The 19,030-nt window shown below is 65.5% G+C and carries 23 protein-coding genes; 11 read left to right on the forward strand and 12 right to left on the reverse strand.

Going from position 1 to position 19,030, the window contains the following annotated elements; genetic code table 11:
• Nucleotides 1-9: 9 nt before the first annotated feature.
• On the reverse strand, nucleotides 10-561 hold the full coding sequence (locus tag ACX9NE_RS01725) for a DUF3558 domain-containing protein (RefSeq protein ID WP_459363032.1): 552 nt from the start codon (nucleotides 559-561) through the stop codon (nucleotides 10-12).
• Nucleotides 558-1,361: a PaaX family transcriptional regulator C-terminal domain-containing protein gene (locus ACX9NE_RS01730; protein WP_459363033.1), complete on the reverse strand. Its 804-nt coding sequence runs from the start codon at nucleotides 1,359-1,361 to the stop codon at nucleotides 558-560. Before ACX9NE_RS01730 ends, ACX9NE_RS01725 begins: the two co-directional genes overlap by 4 nt.
• Before the next feature lie 61 nt (nucleotides 1,362-1,422).
• On the opposite strand from ACX9NE_RS01730, the gene ACX9NE_RS01735 reads away from it, so the two are divergent.
• A complete protein-coding gene (locus tag ACX9NE_RS01735) occupies nucleotides 1,423-2,610 on the forward strand; it encodes an aromatic ring-hydroxylating oxygenase subunit alpha (protein ID WP_459363034.1) in 1,188 nt (395 codons plus the stop codon).
• On the opposite strand, the gene ACX9NE_RS01740 is transcribed toward ACX9NE_RS01735, so the two are convergent.
• The gene (locus tag ACX9NE_RS01740; protein WP_459363077.1) at nucleotides 2,597-3,409 is read right to left on the reverse strand and encodes a polysaccharide deacetylase family protein; all 813 of its coding nucleotides are present in this window, start codon (nucleotides 3,407-3,409) and stop codon (nucleotides 2,597-2,599) included. The genes ACX9NE_RS01735 and ACX9NE_RS01740 overlap by 14 nt on opposite strands.
• A 243-nt stretch (nucleotides 3,410-3,652) precedes the next feature.
• Here ACX9NE_RS01740 and ACX9NE_RS01745 point away from each other — a divergent pair, with 243 nt between their 5' ends.
• Nucleotides 3,653-4,126 carry an SRPBCC family protein gene (locus tag ACX9NE_RS01745; protein ID WP_459363035.1) on the forward strand — a complete coding sequence of 158 codons (474 nt, stop codon included), beginning with the start codon at nucleotides 3,653-3,655 and terminating at the stop codon, nucleotides 4,124-4,126.
• 1 nt (nucleotide 4,127) lies between these two features.
• Here the strand turns inward: ACX9NE_RS01745 and ACX9NE_RS01750 are convergent, their stop codons facing one another.
• The 4 genes from ACX9NE_RS01750 to ACX9NE_RS01765 form a co-directional block, all read right to left on the reverse strand.
• Nucleotides 4,128-4,685, reverse strand: a complete 558-nt coding sequence (locus ACX9NE_RS01750; protein ID WP_459363036.1) for a pyridoxamine 5'-phosphate oxidase family protein — start codon at nucleotides 4,683-4,685, stop codon at nucleotides 4,128-4,130.
• Between the two features lie 96 nt (nucleotides 4,686-4,781).
• Nucleotides 4,782-5,498: a cutinase family protein gene (locus ACX9NE_RS01755; RefSeq protein ID WP_459363037.1), complete on the reverse strand. Its 717-nt coding sequence runs from the start codon at nucleotides 5,496-5,498 to the stop codon at nucleotides 4,782-4,784.
• A 106-nt stretch (nucleotides 5,499-5,604) separates the two neighbouring features.
• Nucleotides 5,605-6,582, reverse strand: coding sequence for an LLM class flavin-dependent oxidoreductase (locus tag ACX9NE_RS01760; RefSeq protein ID WP_459363038.1), 978 nt, complete (start codon nucleotides 6,580-6,582; stop codon nucleotides 5,605-5,607).
• Nucleotides 6,583-6,584: 2 nt separating this feature from the next.
• The gene (locus ACX9NE_RS01765; RefSeq protein WP_459363039.1) at nucleotides 6,585-7,235 is read right to left on the reverse strand and encodes a TetR/AcrR family transcriptional regulator; all 651 of its coding nucleotides are present in this window, start codon (nucleotides 7,233-7,235) and stop codon (nucleotides 6,585-6,587) included.
• Between the two features lie 145 nt (nucleotides 7,236-7,380).
• On the opposite strand from ACX9NE_RS01765, the gene ACX9NE_RS01770 reads away from it, so the two are divergent.
• From ACX9NE_RS01770 to ACX9NE_RS01790, 5 genes are all read left to right on the forward strand, one after another.
• Entirely contained in the window at nucleotides 7,381-8,007 is a 627-nt protein-coding gene (locus ACX9NE_RS01770) for a TetR/AcrR family transcriptional regulator (RefSeq protein ID WP_459363040.1), read from the forward strand.
• 65 nt (nucleotides 8,008-8,072) lie between these two features.
• Nucleotides 8,073-9,872, forward strand: coding sequence for a flavin-containing monooxygenase (locus ACX9NE_RS01775; protein WP_459363041.1), 1,800 nt, complete (start codon nucleotides 8,073-8,075; stop codon nucleotides 9,870-9,872).
• Nucleotides 9,869-11,440: a flavin-containing monooxygenase gene (locus tag ACX9NE_RS01780; RefSeq protein ID WP_459363042.1), complete on the forward strand. Its 1,572-nt coding sequence runs from the start codon at nucleotides 9,869-9,871 to the stop codon at nucleotides 11,438-11,440. The genes ACX9NE_RS01775 and ACX9NE_RS01780 overlap by 4 nt, the downstream gene beginning before the upstream one ends.
• A gap of 125 nt (nucleotides 11,441-11,565) precedes the next feature.
• On the forward strand, nucleotides 11,566-13,278 hold the full coding sequence (locus ACX9NE_RS01785; RefSeq protein WP_459363043.1) for a PE domain-containing protein: 1,713 nt from the start codon (nucleotides 11,566-11,568) through the stop codon (nucleotides 13,276-13,278).
• A gap of 20 nt (nucleotides 13,279-13,298) precedes the next feature.
• Nucleotides 13,299-14,315 carry an FUSC family protein gene (locus tag ACX9NE_RS01790; protein WP_459363044.1) on the forward strand — a complete coding sequence of 339 codons (1,017 nt, stop codon included), beginning with the start codon at nucleotides 13,299-13,301 and terminating at the stop codon, nucleotides 14,313-14,315.
• On the opposite strand, the gene ACX9NE_RS01795 is transcribed toward ACX9NE_RS01790, so the two are convergent.
• From ACX9NE_RS01795 to ACX9NE_RS01805, 3 genes are read right to left on the reverse strand one after another with little or no spacing between them, the layout of a single operon-like run.
• Nucleotides 14,286-14,441: a hypothetical protein gene (locus ACX9NE_RS01795; RefSeq protein ID WP_459363045.1), complete on the reverse strand. Its 156-nt coding sequence runs from the start codon at nucleotides 14,439-14,441 to the stop codon at nucleotides 14,286-14,288. The two genes, ACX9NE_RS01790 and ACX9NE_RS01795, sit on opposite strands and share 30 nt — an antisense overlap.
• A 40-nt stretch (nucleotides 14,442-14,481) precedes the next feature.
• Nucleotides 14,482-15,303, reverse strand: coding sequence for an SDR family oxidoreductase (locus tag ACX9NE_RS01800; RefSeq protein ID WP_459363046.1), 822 nt, complete (start codon nucleotides 15,301-15,303; stop codon nucleotides 14,482-14,484).
• Nucleotides 15,300-15,605: a hypothetical protein gene (locus ACX9NE_RS01805; protein ID WP_459363047.1), complete on the reverse strand. Its 306-nt coding sequence runs from the start codon at nucleotides 15,603-15,605 to the stop codon at nucleotides 15,300-15,302. Before ACX9NE_RS01805 ends, ACX9NE_RS01800 begins: the two co-directional genes overlap by 4 nt.
• A gap of 68 nt (nucleotides 15,606-15,673) precedes the next feature.
• Here ACX9NE_RS01805 and ACX9NE_RS01810 point away from each other — a divergent pair, with 68 nt between their 5' ends.
• The gene (locus ACX9NE_RS01810; RefSeq protein ID WP_459363048.1) at nucleotides 15,674-16,279 is read left to right on the forward strand and encodes a class I SAM-dependent methyltransferase; all 606 of its coding nucleotides are present in this window, start codon (nucleotides 15,674-15,676) and stop codon (nucleotides 16,277-16,279) included.
• A 133-nt stretch (nucleotides 16,280-16,412) separates the two neighbouring features.
• On the opposite strand, the gene ACX9NE_RS01815 is transcribed toward ACX9NE_RS01810, so the two are convergent.
• Together ACX9NE_RS01815 and ACX9NE_RS01820 are read right to left on the reverse strand one after the other, a co-directional pair.
• Nucleotides 16,413-16,817 (reverse strand): DUF302 domain-containing protein, encoded by a 405-nt coding sequence (locus tag ACX9NE_RS01815; protein WP_459363049.1) that lies wholly within the window; start codon nucleotides 16,815-16,817, stop codon nucleotides 16,413-16,415.
• Between the two features lie 19 nt (nucleotides 16,818-16,836).
• The gene (locus ACX9NE_RS01820) at nucleotides 16,837-17,106 is read right to left on the reverse strand and encodes a metal-sensitive transcriptional regulator (RefSeq protein WP_459363050.1); all 270 of its coding nucleotides are present in this window, start codon (nucleotides 17,104-17,106) and stop codon (nucleotides 16,837-16,839) included.
• A gap of 73 nt (nucleotides 17,107-17,179) precedes the next feature.
• Between ACX9NE_RS01820 and ACX9NE_RS01825 the strand changes: the two genes are divergently transcribed.
• The 3 genes from ACX9NE_RS01825 to ACX9NE_RS01835 all read left to right on the forward strand — a co-directional run bounded on the left by ACX9NE_RS01825 (nucleotide 17,180) and on the right by ACX9NE_RS01835 (nucleotide 18,979).
• Nucleotides 17,180-17,542 carry a carboxymuconolactone decarboxylase family protein gene (locus tag ACX9NE_RS01825; RefSeq protein WP_459363051.1) on the forward strand — a complete coding sequence of 121 codons (363 nt, stop codon included), beginning with the start codon at nucleotides 17,180-17,182 and terminating at the stop codon, nucleotides 17,540-17,542.
• Between the two features lie 191 nt (nucleotides 17,543-17,733).
• Entirely contained in the window at nucleotides 17,734-18,507 is a 774-nt protein-coding gene (locus ACX9NE_RS01830) for a DUF2127 domain-containing protein (RefSeq protein WP_459363078.1), read from the forward strand.
• A 7-nt stretch (nucleotides 18,508-18,514) separates the two neighbouring features.
• On the forward strand, nucleotides 18,515-18,979 hold the full coding sequence (locus ACX9NE_RS01835; RefSeq protein WP_459363052.1) for a PaaI family thioesterase: 465 nt from the start codon (nucleotides 18,515-18,517) through the stop codon (nucleotides 18,977-18,979).
• The last annotated feature ends 51 nt before the right edge of the window (nucleotides 18,980-19,030 follow it).

The following is a 19,030-nucleotide window of genomic DNA, read 5'->3' on the forward strand; positions in this document are numbered from 1 at the left end:
GTGTGGTCATCATTTCACCGCGGCGATGGTCTGGCGCGACAGCTCGGTCGCGATGTCGCAGGGATCCGGAAAGGGCTTCTCGACGAACTGGATCGACCACTCGAAGAAGTCGTCCTGATATTGGATGGAGACGTCGCAGAGTCGGGTGCCAAGCCGGTCGGTGGCGACGGCGATATAGCCACTGTGGCCGTCGATCGTGATGTCATCGACGGTGGTTCGGCTCAGATCCTCGTTCTTGCGTTCACGCCCGATGGGACTGCCGCGAAACCAGCTGAACGAAAACCATGGCCCGGAAATGCTGCCCTTCACCAGCCACTGACATCCCACCGCATTGCGCGCGGTCACCACGAGCCCGATGACGCCGGTCAGTTGCGCGAGGGTCTGGTCGCTGACGCCACCACACTCCGGAAAAAACGGTCCGTGCTTGGCCTGCTTGGAGCCGGATGTGGTCGACGATGACGGCGCTCCGGCGGATCCCTGCGACCCGCCCGAGCAGGCGACCAGCAGCGGCACCAGCATCGCCACCAGTAGCCGGCGGTCGCGGAAAGTATTCCGGCTCATCCGTCGAACACCTTGTTCATCCGCTTCTTGAAGGCATTGTCGAACAGACGGTAGGTGCTGCGCAGTGCGGGGCCCGGCCAACGGTCCGCCACGAGTGCGGCGGGCAGCAGCGGATCGAGCTGGAGGTGCCGGACCACCGCGATGGACAATGCGAACTGGTAGGTGAAGCTCTCGGCCGAATCGTCGCGACTGTCGCTGTTGAGCGCGGTGTGCATGGCGTCGATGAGTGCCCGGGCATCGTCGGCCCAACCGCCGAGGTCGAACAGCGAGCGTATCTTGTCGGCGGTGATGTCGGTGACGGCGCCGTGGAAGTGCGTGCACTGCCGGTCCAGGACCGCGCGTGATGCTGAAAGCCGTTGCGGGTCAAGGTTGTCGGGCCGAATCCAGACACCTTCGCGAAACTCGGCCAGGTGTAGCGCCAGTGCCGCCTTACGCAGTTCGAGGCGGTGCGCGGCGCTGCGGCGCTCCATCGAGACGATCGCCAGTTCCCACGTGCCGTCCCAGTCCGCGACGTCGTCGATGCGGTAAGCCTCATCGACACGCTGGCGGCGGTCCAGTAACCGGCCGGCGAGTGCATAACTACCGCCGTCGCCGGTGAGTTCTCCGTTCGAGACCATCCGCCACAGGCACGTGCGGGCCGCACCGTCGCTGATGCCGAACAAGGATGCCACCGCGACCAGTTGGGCCACGGTGAGACCGGCTTCGTCGGAACCCAACAGCGCCGAGGCCAGCACCGAGCGTGCGCTGAGTGGTCGGTCACCGATCAGGTCGCGCACACGAGAACTGGACAGGGCGGGCACCAGTCCATCTTCCCCGATTGCGGTCGGTATCACTAAGTCATTGACGCGTGATTATCAAAGTGTGATACTAGCGAGCGTGGCCGCACCGACAACGCCGTTGGTTGCCGACGACGTGGAGATCGTTCGGCGCATTCTTGCTCATATCGACGCCGGCACCACCGACGAAGGCTCCGCCTGGCGGGAGCCGGTCGAAAATTACCTGAGCCCAACGCGGTTCGCACAGGAGATGCGGATGTTGCGGGCATCGCCGAGCGTCTTCGCGCCGTCGGCGGCGATCCCCGGGCCGGGTGACCACATCGAGCGAACGGCATTCGGCGTGCCGTTGTTCGCGGTGCGCGGCCGTGATGGGCGTGCCCGGGTGTTTCGTAACGCCTGCCGGCACAGGGGATTCGCCCTGGTCGACGGCCCCGGATGCGCCCGTGCTCTGGTGTGTCGCTACCACGGCTGGACGTACCGGTTGGACGGGGCGCTGGCACATGTGCCGCACCAGGAAAGCTTTCCTGATTTGGACCCTCCGACGCGGGGGTTGGCCGAGGTCGCCAGCCGAGAGGTGGATGGCCTCATCGTGATCGATCCGCTCGACCCGGTGGCATCCGGCGACGCTGACGAGGACCTCCTGGCGGGGTTGGCCGACGGAACACCGTGGCGCGACAAACTCGTTCCGGCGCAGCGGCTGGTGTACGTCGATGCCACCCTGCGGGCGATGAACTGGAAGGTGCTCGTCGAGCAATTCCTGGAGGGATACCACATCCGCTCGACCCATAGGGATACGTTCTTCCCGCTGCAGTACGACGACCTCAACGTGGTTGAGACGTTTGGCCCGAATTCCCGACTCACGTTCCCCTACCGCAACATTGAGCGGCTGCGCGACCGCCCGGAAAGTACCTGGACGACCGACGCGCGGGTGACCTACCTGTATCAGCTTTTCCCCAACGTCATGCTGGCGACCTTTCCGGACCTGATGCTGACGATCGTGGTCGACCCGGTCGACATCGACCACAGCACCCTCACCATCTATTCGATGGTCCGGCCGGAGGTGGCCGACCGCACGAATCCCGTTGCCGCAGACACATTCATCGCCCGCGGCGCGGTGGAGGACAATGAGATGTCGGAGGGCGTCCAGCGCGGATTGCGCTCCGGTGCAAACGCTTTCGTCGAGTTTGGCCGGCACGAGAGTGCGGCTGGACACTGGCACGCCGTACTCGACGAGCGCCTGGCGCGATTCGAGGCGGGTGCTACGGCGTCTTAAGAAAGACGTCGTTGAAGGTGACGGTACGAAGATTGCGGTTGCGGATGATGTCTACCAACTGAGGGTAGACGTGCGTGACGGGCAGGTGGTTGAGGTGTCCGATCACGATGGCCTGCGGCGTGAAGTACTGATCGGCCATCTTGACGATGTATTCCTCGGTGATCAACGTCGAGTCCGACAGCGAACCTGACCACAGCACCGGGACGCTGTATCCAAGGTCGGCGGCCACGGCGTCGACGCTGGCGTTGTGCTTGGCATACGGCGGTCGCCAATAGGGTTTGGCGCCAACGCCATACGTCTTCTTCAGGAAGTCGTCGTTACGCACGAGTTGCCTGGCGATCTCGCCCTTGGACAGGGTGGTCAAGTCGGGATGCGACCAGGTGTGATTGCCGAGTTCGATCTGTCCGGATTCGACCAACGGACGAAGCAACGCCAGGTTGTCGGTCCACGAGTCGTAGGTCCCGTTGACGAAGAATGTCAATCGGATACCGGTGTCCTTGGCGAACTGTGTGTAGGCGCGCACCACCTCGCTGTTGGTGCCGTCGTCGACGGTCAGCGCCAGCAGATCGCCGTTGCCGGGAAGCTGGCTGAGCACGCCGCCGCCCGGCAGCCGGATACGTGCGCTCGGCGGAGGGGGCGGAAGCAGGCCCGCGACGGTGGGACCGGCGGGTGGGGCGTCCGCAGCGGCGGCCGGCGCCTGCGCGAAGGTCCGTGGCTGGGGGTCGACCATGCAGCGGGCCAGGCCCACGCCTGCGACGGTGGTAACGGCGAGGGACCCGAGAAAACGGCGACGGCTCAGCTCGGACATTCGACGGTCACCATCGATTTCCAGGTGCGGCGGGAACGTTGCATGCCGGCATGCGGGCTGCGATTACGGTTCACCAGCAACGACACCACAGCAGCGAACCGTACCATGACCAGCGCCGACATACCCTCCGCAGCGCCGCAGCGAGGACCAAACTGTTGTCGCTATCACACCGCGTCCGACGATAGGGTGGCGGCGAGGCACCCCAACAGGCCCGCAGGCGCAGGAGGAGTCGAGATGAGCGTGATGGTCGTCGACCGGGGCCCCCGCAGGGTCAGTCGGAGGGTCGAGGTTGCCGCCCCGGCGCACGAGTTGTTCGCGATGGCCGCGGATCCCCGGCGGCACAATGAGCTGGACGGATCGGGCACGGTACAGGCCAACGTCAGGGCTCCGGCCAATCTCAGCGAAGGTGCGAAATTCTCGACAAACATGAAGATGTTCGGCCTGCCCTACCGCATCACCAGCACGGTGACCGCTTTCAAGCCCGACGAACTGATCGAGTGGCGTCACCCGCTCGGCCACCGGTGGAGGTGGGAATTCCAGGCGCTGTCGCCCACCCTGACCCAGGTCACCGAAACCTTCGATTACCACGACGCCGGTGCGCTCAAGAACAAGCTGAAGTACTACGAGCGGATGGGCTTCGCCAAGGCCAACGCATCCGGCATCGAAGCAACGCTGGCCAAGCTGTGCGACCGATACGCGACCGGATAAGTCAGGCCGCCGGGTCGGAGGCATCCCAGGGCACTACGCCGGACACCCAGTGCGAAAGCTGATCCACCTGGTCGTTGCGGTGTAGGTGCCGGGGCGGGGTGGCGAACGTCGAGTACGGACGGCAACGGATCACCACGCGATTCTCGCGCTCACACATCGCTTCGATCGACGGCCGCGCTTCGGCGTCCAGTGGCCGGCCCGACATCCGCCCGGCGACCGCCACCATCACATCGACTGCCAGACCCCGGTCTTCGTCCAGGGTCGCATCCGTGTACACCTGCAGGTAGGTGAAGGGCCAGCGCTCGTCCAGCACGCACAGGCTGACTTTGCCGTCACGCCCGATGATCCTGGCTTTCCCGCGGCCGGCCATGGTGGAGACCAGCAGCTCGTCGTCGTCGGTCGGGATGTAGTACACGATCGACATCGCCGGCCCGTCGTTTCGACGGCGATACCCGAATACCGCGGTGCGATGGGTGCGGACGAATTCCCGGCGCTCTGAGGGCAGCATGTCGCGGTCGGTGGGAGCCGTGAACGGCTCAGCTGCAAGGGGAAGGAGCATTGCCGGCACATCCTTGATCGTGGGGGCGTTGACCCGAGTTCAGCCACGGGCTAAACGCCGTCATCGCCGGGCTGGGCCGGTCGCCGGCCTGACGCGTCAGCTACCGAATCCCGACGGGGGCGGTGCCGGAGCGGGGGCGCCCCCGCCCAGGCGAGCCGCGGCGAACGCCGCGCCCTGGTCGATCATCGCCCCGTCATCAGCGTAGGAATTGTGCGCGGCGAAGTTCATTCCCTGCGAGCACACCGGGTCCTCGGGGGCGCAGATCTTGATGGTCTTGGCCTGATACAGCGGACCGATCGCCACCTGCGGCTGGCCGAGGAACTCCATTGCCCGCGTGTTGGGCGTGCCGAACAGCACCACCGACGAGACGTGATCTGCTACAGCAGGATCCAGCGGCTTGGGGACGGTCGCCGGGTCGACGCCGTCCGGCACCCTGGCCGACGTGACGAAGCCCATCACAGCCGCGCCCTGCGAGAAACCGGAGAGCACCATTTTCGTCTTCGGGCAGGCGGCGGCCATCGAGTTGACGTGAGCGCCGGCGTCTCTGATCCCGTCAACACCCGTGGCCCATTCCTCACTGGCGGGGTAGTTGACGGAGTACACGCCCATGGACTGGGTGCCGATACGAGGGCGCAGTGCGTCAACGAACGCCTGCCCCGTTGCACCGAGTCCTTCCTCGCCCGTACCCCTGGCGTAGACCACCTCAACGTCGGGGCAGGGCTCGGCTGACGCGGCGGGCACAGCAGATGTCAGGATGCAGCCACTAAAACCCGCAGCCAAGGCTGCGGCGTAACCGAGGAAGCGTGTGATCATGCCGCTTATTTTGCCCGCCTAGGCCTATCCCAAACCACACGCACACGCATTGTCACAGGGAATTTTCAACGTTGGCGCTTCCCTCACCGGCAGGGCGCAGCGAGCTTCACACGTGTGGCAGCACTTCGTCGACGAGGCGGTGCAGGCTGGCCCATCCTTCATCGATCGGAAGCCCGCCCACCAACGGGTTCATCACGATGTCGGTCCGGCCGCCGCGGATCTGGTCAAGCAACGCCTCGGGCTGCAGGATCTCGACACAGTTCAGACGGCGCAGGTCCTGGATCGACGCCGCGGGGGCCTCGTTGGGCCGGGGTATCCCGTCGCGTTTCCAGCCGGCGTACTCGGCCGCCTCGTTCATGATGAAACCCCCGTAACGGGACCAGGCTTCGTCCGGATCCGGGTGCAGCAGGGTGACGGTGCTGCCGTTTTTGGGAAAGTAGGCAAAGCCGGTCTTGCCGAACTTGCGTAACTCGTCGTAATAGGTTGCCACCAGGTCCGGCATGGCCATCGGTGGTGAAAAGGGGAGTCCGAAGCGGGCCGCGCGCTGGGCGGCCGCGACGGTCATCCCGCCAACGAAGAACAACGGGTGAGGACGGGTGTGCGGTTTGGGCGTCACGTTGATGACGGCGCCGTCGTACTCGAAGGGTTCGTCGCCCCATGCCTTCAGGAGCACCGACAGGCAGCGGTCCATCAGGGCACCGCGCTGCGACCAATCCTTGCCGAGCGCGTGGTATTCCTCCGGGCGGTAACCCATACCCGCCACAAAACTGAACCGGCCCTGGGCGAGGTTGTCCAGGACGGCAATGTCCTCGGCCAGCCTGATCGGATCGTAGAGCGGGACGATCAGCGCATTGATGCTGATGCGCACGCCGCGGGTTCGGCCGGCCAGCGCAGCGGCCAGCATCAGCGGGGACGGCAACCAACCCGTGGCGGCCAGGTGATGCTCCTCCCCACTGATCGCCGTGAATCCGCTCTTGTCGGCGAATTCCGCCATCTCCAGGGCGGCCCGATATCTGTCGCCGTGGCGGCCGGCGGGAGCCGTGACGTTGGTCATGTTCAGCCGCAGCGCGGTGAGCACGCTCATCGTCAGTCCCGGGGCTTCGGGCGGATGAACAACGTCCCTCGAATCATTCTCTTGGCCGCGCGCAGAGTGGCGTCGTATGCCTCGGGTGAGACCCGTGCCGCCGGTTCGGTCAGGCCGCGCGTTAATGCGCAGATGGCGTTGATTACCGCCCCGGTGTCTGTGGCGGGAGCCAAAACGCCCTGGCCGTGCGCCTTCTCGACGATCACGGTGACAACGTCGCGCAGCGCCCTGGAGCCGGGGTATTGCCGGCCGTTCTGCACCGAATGAGCGGCACTTCCGGAGCGCACCGCTCTGAGGAAGGCGGCCAGATGGGGGTAGTCGCGCATCAGGGCCTTCGACTCCTCGAGCACCGCATCGAGCTGGTCGGTGACGTCAACGCACTGAACGGCCGCGGCGCGCAGCCGGGGCAGAACGATGTTCTCGATCTCTTCGCTGGCGGCCTCGAGCAGCTCAGACTTGTTCGGAAAGTAGTGGTAAAGGCTTCCGCTAGTCATGTCGGCAGCCCGGGCGATCTCGCGGATCGTCGTTTGGGAGTATCCGACCTGCGCTACGCATTGCATCGCTGCGGATACGATCCTGCGCCGGGTCTGCTCGCTGTCGGCGCCCACCGGGCGACCGAGCGGCGTGGCCGAAGGCGGCGAATTGACAGTCATGCCGCGTCGCCCCCGTCGAAGGATTGCCCCACAGTGCGCCTCCCTGACGCAACAATTAATCGATCGGTCGAATATATTCGACGGTTGAAAGTGCCCGACGGCCCGCCCATCACCGGGCAGACACACGAGCGAGGACACAGCTCACATGGCCGCAACCCAACTGGGCCGCCCCGTAGGGGCAAGCGGCGAGGAGACCCGCCGGCGGATCATCGTCGCCACCATGAGATGTGTGGCACAGGTCGGATACCGCCGGGCAACGATCCGCGAGATCGCCCGGATGGCGGATGTCACCAGTGCCAGCCTGTACAACTACTTCCCCAACAAGGCGGAACTGCTGCGGGCGACGATCGCGGCCAGGGCCGACGCGGCCATTCCGCGGTTGCGCCAGGCGGCCGCCGTCCCCGGCGATGTCGTCGACCGAATCGAAGCCGTACTAGACGAATGCGGCTCCTTGATGCGCGAGTATCCGGATCTGGCGGCTTTCGAGTGGGCCATCCGGGCAGAGCACCTCGTCCCTGCCAGCACGAGCGAGCCCGGCGACGACACCCGGTTCGAGACATTCCGTGAGATCATCCGGACCCTGGTGGAGCAGGCCGTTCGTCGCGGCGAACTTGGTCCCGACGCCGAAGCGCAGGCTGTGGAGGAAGCGATTTACGCGCTGATCTACGGCCTCACCGAGCTGGCCGCGACGCTGCCGCCGCGGGAGTACCACTCCGCGCTGGACGCCGCCAAGGTAATGGTCAGAGGGGAACTGTTCGGCAGGGGAGGCTAGCATCTCCTTGATGCGATCAAGCGATCGATTATAAAGTCGGGCTCACAGAGAGTGGGGTCGAGATCTTGACCGAGACCGTGGGACGCACCTTCGACGTCGACGCGCTACGTCAGAAATATGCGCAGGAGCGCGCCCGGCGGCTGCGCCCCGACGGGATTGCACAGTACGTGGAGATCTCGGGTGACTTCGCCCGCTTTGCCGAGGACCCTTGGGCGGATGGCAGCTTCACCCGTGAGCCGATGACCGACCAGGTGGACGTGGCGATCGTCGGGGCCGGATTCGGGGGACTGCTGACCGGTGTGCGGCTGCGGCAACTGGGGGTGGAAAGCATCCGGCTGATCGACCGGGCGGCCGATGTCGGCGGGACGTGGTATTGGAACCGATATCCCGGAATCGCCTGCGACGTAGAGTCTTACGTCTACATTCCGCTGCTCGAAGAGCTTGGTTACCTACCCGAACTGAAGTATGCGACGGGCTCGGAGATCTTCGCGCACTGCCGTCGCATCGCCCAACACTACGATCTCTACCGCAACGCCTGCCTGCAGACTGACGTGCACGAAATACGTTGGGATGCATCCATTTCTCGCTGGCTTATCAAGACGAATCACGGTGACGAGATCCGGGCCAGGTTCGTGTCGATGGCCAACGGCTATCAGGCCAAGCCCAAACTGCCCGGCATCCCGGGCATCAGAGACTTTCGCGGCCACGCGTTTCACACCAGCCGCTGGGACTACGCGTATACCGGCCGGCAACTGGAAAACCTGGCGGACAAGCGGGTTGGCATCATCGGTACCGGTGCCACCGCCATCCAGTGTGTCCCCCACCTCGGCGCCGCGGCCCGGCAGCTGTACGTTTTCCAACGCACCCCGTCCTCGGTCGACGTCCGCGCGAACGGCCCGACAGACCCGCTGTGGGCCAACACTTTGCAACCGGGATGGCAGCGCAAGCGGATCGAGAACTTTCAGATACTGACCTCCGGCGGGCAGGCCGAGCAGGACCTGGTCGCCGACGCATGGACCAGCATCACCCGCAAGCTGCCGGTGATGCGCCAGGATGTCGGCCCGGCCGTCGATCCCGAGCAACGCAGCCGGGACATCGAGATCGCAGACTTCGCCAAGATGGAGGAGATCCGCGCGCGGGTCGACGAACTTGTTCTTGATCGCGCGACGGCCGAAGCGCTCAAGCCCTGGTACGGCTATTTCTGTAAGCGGCCGTGCTTTCACGACGATTATCTGCAGACGTTCAACCGTGACAACGTCACCCTGGTCGACACCCGCGGTCGTGGGGTGCAACAGATCACCGAGACGGGGGTGGTAGTTGACGGAGTCAGCTACGGGCTCGACTGTCTGATCTTTGCAACGGGTTTCGAGGTGGGCACCGACTATTGCCGGCGTACCGGATTCGAATTGATCGGTCGCGACGGAGTGACGCTGACCGAGCGGTGGAGCGACGGCGTGCGCACCTTTCAGGGTTTGTGCGCCAACGGTTTTCCGAACTGTTTCATCGAAAGCATCGCCCAGGCGGGGTTGACCGTGAACTTCCCCTATCTGCTGGACGTGCAGGCGACCCACGCCGCATGGATCATCGCGTGGGCCCTGGAACGCGGCGCCGACGAGGTCGAGGCGTCGGTCGCCGCCGAGGCGGCGTGGGTCGAGACGGTGGTGCAGCGGTCGGCGGCCACCGCCGAACGGGCCAGGACCTGCACACCGGGATACTACAACCGGGAAGGCAAGGCAGACGCCAAGACCCGGCAAGGCAGCTTTTTCTTCGGTGGGCCAACCGAGTACGCCGATCTGCTGGCGACGTGGCGGGCCAACGGTGATCTGGCGGGTTTCGAGATTCGGCCCACGCGGGACGTTCCGTGAGATATCTCCTCGGCCGGATCAGGGCCGCCACCCGACGGCGGCCGCCACCGAAGGTGGCGATAATCGGCGCCGGGTTTGGTGGCTTGGGCGCCGCTGTCGCGTTGCGCCGCGCCGGGATCGACGACCTGACGATCATCGAAGCCGACGACGGTGTCGGCGGAACGTGGCGGCGCAACACCTACCCGGGCGCGGCCTGCGATATCCAGAGCCACCTGTATTCGTTTTCTTTCGCGCCCAACAGGTCCTGGAGCCGCACCTACGCCCGTCAGCCCGAGATACTGGCCTACCTGGAGTCGGTGGCCGACGACTTCGATTTGCGTCGTCACCTCATGCTCGAGACGAAGGTGACGTCCGCCCGCTGGGACGAAGATGCTGGGCGGTGGGAGCTGGAGCTGCACCGCGCAGGGACCGTCCAGAGCCTGTGCGCCGACGTAGTCGTCTGTGCCGCCGGACTTTTCGGTTCTCTGCGACTTCCCGAGATTGCGGGACTGGCCGACTTCGGCGGCATCCTCATGCATACCGCACAGTGGGATCACGGCGTGGACCTGGCCGGGAGACGGTTGGCGGTGATCGGCACCGGCGCCAGCGGCGTGCAGGTCATCCCCGAGCTCGCCAAGGTCGCCGGACACCTCACCGTGGTCCAGCGGACACCGCCGTGGATGGTGCCGAAAGAAGACCGGCCCTACAGTGCGGCCGAGTTGGCGCGGTTTCGGCGTAACCCGTTGGCCGCGCGCCGGAAGCGCTGGCAGATCTGGAAATTTCAGCACGACAACACCGCGACCATGGCAGATGACCCGGTCGTTGCTGCGCGGTCGCAGTTCGCGACGTCGTTCCTCGAGCGCACGGTCCCTGACGAGAGCCTGCGCCGGGCACTGACGCCGGACTACCCATTCCGATGTAAACGTGTGTTGCTGGGCGAGGACTTTTACCGCGCGCTGCAACGGGACAACGTCGCACTGGTCACCGATCCACTCGAACGGCTCACGCCGTCATCGATAGTCACCGCCTCCGGTGCGGAGATCGAGGTGGACGCGGTGATCTTGGCCACCGGTTTCGAGACGTCGCGGTATCTGTCCGGCATCGAGATCGTCGGCGCGGACCGCCAGCGGCTGCATGAGCGCTGGGGCGCAGATCCCGGGGCATACCTGGGAGTCGCCGTGTCCGGGTTCCCGAATTTCTTCATGCTCTACGGGCCCAACACCAACCAGGGCGGCAACTCGATCGTCTACATTCTCGAGGCCGGCGCTCGACTGGTGGCCAGCGCGGTGGCGCGGATAGCGCGCAGCGGGGGCTTTCTCGACGTGCGCCCGGAAGCCGAGAAGCGCTACAACGACCGGCTCTCCGCGGACCTGGAGCGCACCATCTGGACGCAGTGCGACAGCTATTTCCGCTCGCCCAGCGGCCGCATCGTGACGCAGTGGCCGTACACCGAGTTGGAGTACGCGCGGCGTACCTGGCGCGTCCGGTCCAGGGATTGGGCGCACCGCAAAGCTGGATCGGGGGCTGGTCATCCGCCCGATCGCGCTACCCGCCCGGTCACGGCGGCGCGGGCCGACCCGCTCCGGTGAAGGGCATTCTGAGCCGATCTGCCATGCCTTCGTGCGGGAGCAGTTAACCGAAAAGTCACGCCGGCACGGCCAGCGTCTCATACGATCAATCGATTGATTATATAGTCAGCCTCGGAAGGTCGGAGATGTCATACGTGCTAGCGGTGCCGGAGCTGATGTCGTCGGCTGCCAAGGAGCTGGCGGGAATCGGCTCGGCGCTTGCCGAAGTCAGCGCGTCGGCGGCAGTGCCGACGACGATGATCGTGGCCGCGGCCCAAGACGAGGTGTCGACGGCGGTCGCGGCGCTCTTCGCCGGGCATGCCCGCGAATACCAAGTACTCAGCAACCCGGTCGAAGCCTTCCACCAGCAGCTCGTGCGGCTGCTCGCGACAGGTGCCGGCTCTTACGCCGCGGCAGAAATGGCCAACGTCAATCCACTCCGGCAGGCACTGGATCTCATCAATGCACCTTCTCGCACGTTGCTGGACCGGCCGTTGATCGGAAACGGTGCCGACGGTCTTGCCGGCACGGGTCGGGACGGCGGGGCCGGTGGCCTGTTGTACGGCAATGGCGGCCGCGGCGGATCCGGCGCGGCCGGCCAGGCCGGCGGTAACGGTGGCAGCGCGGGCCTGATCGGAAACGGTGGTGCGGGCGGCCAGGGTGGCGCGGCCATCGATGCGACGACGCCGGCCCCGCCCGGCGGCCGCGGCGGCAACGGCGGTTGGTTGTCCGGCAGTGGAGGTGCCGGCGGTACAGGCGGGGCCGGTGCGATCGGTGGCTCGGGCGGCGCCGGGGGAGACGCCGGTTTGTTCGGCGACGGCGGTAATGGCGGCACCGGAGGGGACGGACAACGACCAGGTGTGGGTGGGGCCGGCGGCGCGGGCGGGCAACTCGCCGGTCACCACGGTGCGCAGGGTGCCCCGGGAACCAGGGTCAGCGGCCCCGGCGATCCGGGCAACCCGACCAATCCGGGTAACCCCTCCAACCCGTCCGGTCAGAACGCCGTCGACGCCGCCCGTGACGGCAAGCTCAGTTCCTCCAACGGAGGAGTTCTCACTGACAGCAATCTCAAGGAGGTCTCGGGCGTCGACGCCGGCATCAACAATCCGAATGTCTATTGGGTGCACAACGATTCGGGGGACACCGCGCGCATTTTCGCGGTCGATGCCAAAACTGGTCAAACGCTGGCCACCTACAAGCTCACCGGCGCCACGGCCAGTGACTGGGAAGATATCGAAGTGGCCAGGGGGGCGGACGGCGCGTCGTACATCTACATCGGGGACATCGGTGACAATGGTCTCTCGCGCAGCAGCGTCACCGTCTACCGGGTTCCCGAGCCGGTCGTCACCGGGACCGCCGCCAACCCGACAAATGGTTCGCTGAATGGCGTCCAACAACTTCGACTGCAGTATCCGGGCGGCGAGAAGATCAACTCGGAGGCACTGGCGGTCGACCCGAACACGCATAACCTGGTGGTCGTCGAGAAGACCAGCGGCAACGTCTCGCGGGTGTTTTCCGCGCCCGACAGCGGCTGGGCCGGCGCCGGTGGCGGCAGCACCCCAACGCAGTGGAATCAGGTTGCGACACTAGATCTTTCAGACTCCAGCTCCAAACTCGTCACCAGCGCCGACTTCTCACCCGACGGCTCGCAGCTGGCGGTGCGGACCTATCGCGACGTGCTGCTGTGGGACCGCGCCCCCGCTAGCAGCGCCTGGTCGCCTTTCAGTGACCAGCCGGTCGCCGGGCCGGTGGTGAGCGAGACGCAGGGTGAAGCGGTGGCCTTCCACCCGGACGGTCAGGGTTATGTCACGGTCAGTGAGGGCGCCGCTCAAACCCTGCACGAGTACACCATTCGCTGAAGCTGGTGTATGCAGGCGTGATGAACGCTTCGCTGCTTCCCAGGACCAGAGACGCCGGTCAGTCGGCGGTTCGCCGTCTAAACGACGTGTTCTGGGCGATTGTGCAGGCATCGGCTGCGGCCGGCCTGGCGTGGTACATCGCCCACGACCTGTTGGGGCACTCGGATCCGTTCTTCGCGCCGATCACCGCGGCAGTCACGCTGTCGGCCAGCAATGTGTTTCACGCGCAACGGGTGATCCAGAACATCAGCGGTGTGGCATTGGGGATCATCCTGGGCGCGGCCGTGGTAGCGCTCCTGGGCAGCGAATGGCTCGCGATGTCCGGGGCGGTGTTCATCGCGTTATGCGTGGCGGTGTTGATCGGACACGGCTTCCTCGGAGCGGGGTTGACGTTCGCCAACCAGACCGCCGGCACAGCGATCCTGGTGATGGCGATCACCGGCAGCGACCGCCTCTTTCAGCGCCTGCAGGAAGCCATGATCGGCGGCGGTCTGGCGTTGGCGCTGAGTCTGTTGCTGTTTCCGGCCAATCCGACAACCATATTGCGCGATGCGCGCGCCGGCGTGTTGGAAGCTCTGAAAGATGCTCTTGTGCAACTGGACCGGCTGTTGCCGGCAGCTGATCAGGTGCACGAACGGCTGGACAACCTCATCGAAGCCCGCTATCACGCACAGCTGTTGGTCAGATTCGCGCCCCTGCGCCGGCATCTGCGTGCTGCGGTCGACAAGGCAGATATGCAGACCGCGCAGATGACGTTGTTGGCCGGCTCGGTGCTACACCTGGCCCGCGTCGCGGCATCCGGGTGTAGTGGGCCTGACGGCCTGCCGCCGCCTGTGCGGGAGGCAATCGGCGAGCTCGCGGCGGGGCTCACCGAGGTCGGCTACGACGTCGCGGCCGCCGCCGCCCACGTGAGTGCCGCCTGCGAATGTGCGTCGTCGGTAGAGTCCGCGGCCACCGACTCAGCGCGCCTCATATTGGCCAACGTCGTCAAGACGTGCGCCGATGACCTACAGCGAGTGGTTGATCTGCAGCCGTGAGTCCGGCGCGGTGACGCGATTCTCCGGAATCGTCTCGGCCGCAACCGTTGCGGTGGCTCCGCTGTTGTTCGCGCCCGTGCTGCGCGGCGTGCCGCAGCCGGCGCTGCCGGGACTTCTGCTTGTCACCGCGGCACCGTCGGCTACGACCTGGAAGGTGAGCTGTTCCTCAGGGACTTCCCGCCTTGACCGCGGCGACGACGCCGCCGTCCACCAACAGGTCGGTGCCGGTGATGAAGGTGGCGTCGGGCCCGAGCAGAAAGGCCGTCGCCGCGGCGATGTCGCCAGGGGTGCCGATGCGACCGATGCCCGACATGGCGATCATGGCGCGCATGCCATCGCCGACGGGGGAGGCGAGTTCCTGCTGTCCCATCGGCGTGGAGATGACGCCGGGGCTGATCGAGTTGATCCTGGCCCCGCGTCGGCCCCAGTGCGCGCTGGCGGCTCGAACACGAAGATGGTTGGCCTGCTTGGCGATTGGATAGGCGAAGTTCGGTTCGGTGATCCTGCTGACGAAGTCAAGCGTGAGAAGTTCTTCAGGTGGGTTGTGCGCCAACACCTTTTCCTGTTCGCCCGACAGCGGTGGGAACAGGTGTCCGGCCATGCTGGCGATGACGACGCCCGCGCCGCCCGGCGCGATAACGTCGCCGAATTCCTGCAGTACCAGGGCAACGCCGAGCAGGTCGACTGCCAGGATCGCCTCGGCGGAGGCTTGGGCCGGGGACAGTCCGGCGGTGTGGGCCAGCTGGGTCACGTTGCCCAGCGAGCCGGCGAACTCCGCCAGCGCACGGACTGACTGCGCCGAAGACACGTCGACCGCTTGTTGCTCGACGTCGTAGCCATCCGCCGACAGCGATTCGGCCGCCGACGCCAGCACCTGTTGGTTGTTGTCGGCCAGCAGCACCGTCTTCGATGAACCCAGCCGCCGGGCGATCGCCTGACCCATGCCGCCGACGCCGATCACGGTCAGCACTTCACGGTAGACCGTCACGGCATCTCCGCAGCCCAGGTGGGCACCGGGAACCCGATAATCACCCTCGTGAAGCGCTCGTGCACAACAGCTTCACGAGCGGCTGTGATTGACGCGATGCCTTCTTCGCGTCGGGAACCGCCACATGTCAGGAGGGTGAGACCGCGCACGTAGCGGGCCGAGCCCAAGGTGACATTGCCGGCAGACCGTTCGGCTATCTCCACTAGCTCCGCCGTTTCACGCAATTCGTTGTCGTCCGGCATCCACGCCCCATCGGTGCACTTGTCACAGATCTTCGCAGCGGAGCGCAACTCGGTCGCCATGCCTGCACCACCGATCCGGGGTTGCCATGTCAATCGAAGAATAAGCGTCGGCGGCTATGTTGGATGAGATGTCGGGGGAACAACCGTGGAACGTCAACATCCACTACGACGCGCTCGTCGACGCGAACGTCCCACCCGGTGCTCACCAGGTCCTTGATGTCGGTTGCGGTGACGGCTTCCTGGCCGCCCGGCTGGCCGAGCGGATACCCCGGGTGATCGCCCTGGACGTTGACAAGCCGGTACTGGTGCGCGCGTCGGCCCGGTTCCCACGGGCACGGGTCCAATGGACGCACGGCGACGTCATGACGGCCGAGTTGCCCCACTTCGACGCGGTGGTGTCCAACGCCGCACTGCACCACATCGACGACACGCGGGCTGCGTTGGCGCGGCTGGCCGGCCTGGTACGGCCCGGCGGAACGCTGGTGGTGGTGACGTTTGTCAAACCCTCCTTGCGAGAGAGCTTCTGGCACGTATCGTCGTGGATCGCATGCGGCCTCGTGAATCGCGTTCAAGGTAAATGGGAGCACAGCGCTCCCATCAAGTGGCCACCACCGGACAACTTCTCCCAGCTGCGCGGACACGTCCGTGCGGTGCTTCCCGGAGCGCGCATCCGGCGCCTGCTGTACGGACGTGTGTTGATCAGCTGGCGCTCAGTGAGGCCGGCGCCTGAGTGATCGGCCGCGCACGATGCAGTGACTTCGTCGACGCCGCTCCAAGAACCGATTCGCCGTAGTCGAGCTGACCAACATCGGTGAACACGGTTGCGAAAGAGCGTTCAGGCGCGGCAGTGGCGGATTTCGGGTTCCGTCATTCTCGGCTGAGTGCGCCGATGGCGGCCTGCAGCTTGGCCGCGGCCTCGTCGGCAACCTCGTGCAGGCCCGGTTGGTCTACCACGCGGACCATCAGCTGCGGGTCCATGGCCTCGACGAGGACACCGCCGTCTTCGGCCATGCGCAGCACGACATTGCACGGCAGCAACTGCCCGATCTGACGGTCGACGTCCAGCGCCCGGTGCGCGAGTTGCGGATTGCAGGCGCCGAGGATCAGGTATTCCTCCATATCTTTGCCGAGCTTCTGCTTCAGCGTCGCTTTGACATCGATCTTGGTCAGTACGCCGAAGCCCTGTTCGGCCAGGGCCTTGGTGGTCTGTTCGACGGCATCGTCGAACGAGGTGTGCAACGTGGCGGTCAAGCCGGCCGTACCTAGTGTCATTGCCATTCCTTTCGTTGGGTCAGGCCAGTGCCAGGAAAAGTTTTTCCAACTCGGCTTCGCTGAGCGGTGGGGCGTCCCCGTGTTGCTTGCCGTTGATGCAGTCACGCAGTCCGCACGCAACGATCTTGAAGCCGGCTCGGTCGAGCGCTTTCGACACCGCCGCGAGCTGGGTCACCACGTCCTTGCAGTTGCGGCCCTGCTCGATCATCGCGATCACACCGTTGAGCTGCCCCTGGGCGCGTCGCAATCGGTTGAGCACAGCTCCCATTGTGTCGTCTTCAGAGCTCATTGATCGCCTTCCTGCTCCCTGCCTGGCACCCACTATACCAATACCCCTACCGGTATCAGTACCATTTTTGCTCATGGAGCAGCGACAGCATCACCACGACATTCTCAACGACCTCAATCCCCAGCACCGGGCGCTTCGTCAGATGATTCCAGGTGTCTACGCCGGATTCGGCGAGATGAGCAAGGCCGCCATGGGCCCCGGCGCGCTGGAGGTCAAGTTCAAGGAACTGATAGCGCTGGCGATCGGAGTGGTGCACGGCTGCGACGGGTGCATCGCCTCCCATGCCAAAGCCGCGGTCCGTGCCGGAGCCTCCAAGGAGGAGGCAGCCGAGGCGCTCGGCGTCAGCATCATGATGCACGGCGGTCCCGCCACCATCTACGGCGCACGCGCCTACGCCGCGTTCAGTGAGTTCGCCGACGCTCGATCGGAAACATAACCTCGACCCATGGAACTGCGGCAGCTGCGCCACGTCGTGGCGGTTGCCGAGGAACTGCATAGGTGGTCATCGATGCCGTGTTGGCGCTGCGTGACGCGAACGGGCTGCGGGGCCGCGACGTCGCGTCGGCCACCTTGCGTGGTCTGCTGCTTCCGTTGAATGATCGGCTCAAACTCGCCGAAGGAGCGGACGTGGGTAACAGCAGGAAGCGCACAGTCAACCGCTGGGAGTTGGTCACCTGCGCGCTCACGGGCCACGCCACCTACGCTCCCGACGACGAGCAGCTGGCCGAACGCTTGTCCGCCAAGACCGAACTCGGCGAGGTATGGCGCTGCCTGCGCTGCGGTGACTTCGCACTGGGCGAGCCACACGGACGCGGACATCCCGAAGACGCGCCAATGATCATGCGCGGCAGGGCTTTACGGCAGGCCATCATCATCCGTGCGCTGGCCGTCGAGCGGCTCGGCCGTGCGCTGGTGCTGGGGTTGGCGGCGTGGGCGGTGTGGACGTTCCGCGGTGCCCGGGGCGCCATCCAGGCCACCCTTGATCGCGATTTACCGGTCTTTCGTGCCGCCGGGTTCAAAGTCGACCAGATGTCGGCGATTCATGAGCTGGAGAAGGCATTGGCGGCCAAACCGTCCACGCTGACATTGATCACCTGCCTGCTGGCGGCCTACGCCGCTCTGCAGGTCGTCGAGGGGGTAGGCCTGTGGTTGATGAAGCGCTGGGGCGAGTACTTCGCAGTCGTAGCCACCTCGGTCTTCCTGCCGCTGGAGATCCACGATCTACTCAAAGGCGTCACGACGACGCGGGTGGCCACCTTGACCATCAACATCGCCGCGGTGCTCTACTTGCTCATCTCCAAGCGGTTGTTCGGGTTACGCGGCGGGCGCCAAGCCTATGAAGAGGAACGCCACGGCGACCAACTTCTCGATTTGGAACGCGCGGCGATGACGGCGGCGTGAGCCGACCATGTCCGCCGCTTTCGAACCGCGTGATCCTGCCTACCGGCAGCGAGTTCGGGAAAGTTTTGCGCTGCAGGGGCTCATGGCTACGCTCGGCGCAGAGTTGCGTGTCGTCGAGCCCGGTTCGGTCGAGATCGAGGTGCCTTACTCGTCGGGGCTGACGCAGCAAGACGGTTTCTTCCACGCCGGCGTCAGCATTGCCATCCTCGATAGCGCGTGTGGTTACTCTGCGTTGACGCTCATGGCACCGGGGCTGCGGGTTTTGACGGTGGAACTGAAGGTCAATCTGCTCGCCCCGGCGCTCGGCGAGCAGCTGCGGGCGCGTGGCGAGGTTCTGCGTCCCGGTCGAAACCTCACCGTCTGTCGGGGTGACGCCCTCGCCGTGTCCGGAGGAACCACCAAGCACGTGGCAACGATCCTCACCACCATGACTGCCGTCACGGAGGCCGGCCAGCCAGCGAGAAGGATGTGACGAGGCGCCACCGGCCCAGCACCGATGTACGGCCGGAGCGCCGTGTCGCTT

Source organism: Mycobacterium sp. ML4 (assembly GCF_054515735.1).

Excerpts from the sequence above, each read along its gene's own strand:
- ACX9NE_RS01765 (WP_459363039.1), bottom strand. The coding sequence starts at position 7,235 with ATGACTGTCAATTCGCCGCCTTCGGCCACGCCGCTCGGTCGCCCGGTG.
- ACX9NE_RS01745 (WP_459363035.1), top strand. The coding sequence starts at position 3,653 with ATGAGCGTGATGGTCGTCGACCGGGGCCCCCGCAGGGTCAGTCGGAGG.
- ACX9NE_RS01750 (WP_459363036.1), bottom strand. The coding sequence starts at position 4,685 with ATGCTCCTTCCCCTTGCAGCTGAGCCGTTCACGGCTCCCACCGACCGC.
- ACX9NE_RS01810 (WP_459363048.1), top strand. The coding sequence starts at position 15,674 with ATGTCGGGGGAACAACCGTGGAACGTCAACATCCACTACGACGCGCTC.
- ACX9NE_RS01815 (WP_459363049.1), bottom strand. The coding sequence starts at position 16,817 with ATGACACTAGGTACGGCCGGCTTGACCGCCACGTTGCACACCTCGTTC.
- ACX9NE_RS01725 (WP_459363032.1), bottom strand. The coding sequence starts at position 561 with ATGAGCCGGAATACTTTCCGCGACCGCCGGCTACTGGTGGCGATGCTG.
- ACX9NE_RS01790 (WP_459363044.1), top strand. The coding sequence starts at position 13,299 with ATGAACGCTTCGCTGCTTCCCAGGACCAGAGACGCCGGTCAGTCGGCG.
- ACX9NE_RS01785 (WP_459363043.1), top strand. The coding sequence starts at position 11,566 with ATGTCATACGTGCTAGCGGTGCCGGAGCTGATGTCGTCGGCTGCCAAG.
- ACX9NE_RS01805 (WP_459363047.1), bottom strand. The coding sequence starts at position 15,605 with ATGGCGACCGAGTTGCGCTCCGCTGCGAAGATCTGTGACAAGTGCACC.
- ACX9NE_RS01835 (WP_459363052.1), top strand. The coding sequence starts at position 18,515 with ATGTCCGCCGCTTTCGAACCGCGTGATCCTGCCTACCGGCAGCGAGTT.
- ACX9NE_RS01755 (WP_459363037.1), bottom strand. The coding sequence starts at position 5,498 with ATGATCACACGCTTCCTCGGTTACGCCGCAGCCTTGGCTGCGGGTTTT.
- ACX9NE_RS01770 (WP_459363040.1), top strand. The coding sequence starts at position 7,381 with ATGGCCGCAACCCAACTGGGCCGCCCCGTAGGGGCAAGCGGCGAGGAG.
- ACX9NE_RS01825 (WP_459363051.1), top strand. The coding sequence starts at position 17,180 with ATGGAGCAGCGACAGCATCACCACGACATTCTCAACGACCTCAATCCC.
- ACX9NE_RS01760 (WP_459363038.1), bottom strand. The coding sequence starts at position 6,582 with ATGAGCGTGCTCACCGCGCTGCGGCTGAACATGACCAACGTCACGGCT.
- ACX9NE_RS01820 (WP_459363050.1), bottom strand. The coding sequence starts at position 17,106 with ATGAGCTCTGAAGACGACACAATGGGAGCTGTGCTCAACCGATTGCGA.